This window comes from Streptomyces sp. ICN903 (assembly GCF_022015835.1).
GTDB classification, from domain to species: Bacteria; Actinomycetota; Actinomycetes; order Streptomycetales; family Streptomycetaceae; genus Streptomyces; species Streptomyces fenghuangensis.
On sequence record NZ_JAKMAY010000575.1, the window covers coordinates 1 to 1226 of the forward strand.

At 76.9% G+C, this 1226-nt stretch carries 1 protein-coding gene; it reads left to right on the forward strand.

Going from position 1 to position 1226, the window contains the following annotated elements:
• A partial coding sequence (locus L7D48_RS28895) for a tetratricopeptide repeat protein (RefSeq protein ID WP_237884073.1) occupies positions 1-1226 on the forward strand: 1226 nt, incomplete at both ends.

The following is a 1226-nucleotide window of genomic DNA, read 5'->3' on the forward strand; positions in this document are numbered from 1 at the left end:
CCGCCGAGGACGCCGTCGGCGCGCTGCGGGCCCTGCACCGCCTGAGCCTGATCGAGCACTCCCCCGGCGCCCCCCACAGGGCGGTACGCGTCCACCAGCTCATCCAGCGCATCGCCCGCGACTCCCTCGGCCCCGGGCGGCGCGACGCCCTGGCCCGTACCGCCGCCGACGCGCTGATGGCCGCCTGGCCGGAGGTGGAGCGCGACACCGCGCTCGCCCAGGCGCTGCGCGCCAACACCGACGCCCTGGCCCGGTACGCAGGAGAGGCCCTGTACCGGCCCGAGACCCATCCGCTGCTCTTCCGCTCCGGCCGCAGCCTGGGCAGTGCCGGCCAGGTGGCCGCCGCCCTGGTCCACTTCCAGCACCTGGCCGACTCCGTGGGCGCCCGGTTCGGCCCCGACCACCCCGACACCCTCAACGCCCGGCACCGGCTCGCCCACTGGCACGGCATGGCGGGGAAGGTGGAGTACGCCCAAACCGCCCTCACCGGGATCCTCGCCGACTATCTGAGGGTGCTGGGCCCGGACCACCCCGGCACCCTGGGCGTCCGGCACAACCTGGCCCGCTGGCGCGGCGCGGCCGGGGACACCACCGGCGCCAGGACGGCCTTCGCGGAACTCTTCACCGACCGCCTGCGCATCATCGGCCCCGACCACCCCGACACCCTCGCCACCCGCCACGAACTCGCCCGTCTGCGGGGGAGGACGGGCGACCACGCCGGGGCCATCGCCACCTTCACCGATCTCCTCGCCGACTGTCTGCGCCTCCTCGACCCGGACCACCCCCGCACTCTCGCCGCCCGGCACGAACTGGCCCGGTGGCGGGGCGCGTCGGGCGACATCGCGGGCGCCAGGGCGGCTTTCGCCGAGCTGCTCACCGACCGCCTGCGCATCATCGGCCCCGACCACCCCGACACCCTCGCCACCCGCCACGAACTCGCCCACCTGCGGGGGAAGGCGGGCGACCGCGCCGGAGCCGTCGAGACCTTCACCGGCCTCCTCACCGACTACCTGACGGTGCTGGGCCCGGACCACCCCGGCACCCTGGGCGTGCGGCACAACCTGGCCCGCTGGCGCGGCGCGGCCGGGGATCCGGCGGCGGCCGTGGCCGCGCTCACCGACCTCCTCGCCGACCGGCTCCAGATCCTCGGCCCCCACCACCCCAGCATCGCCGCCACCCGCGCCGATCTGGCCTACTGGCGGGGCCGGGCGGAGGCCGGCGGCCCC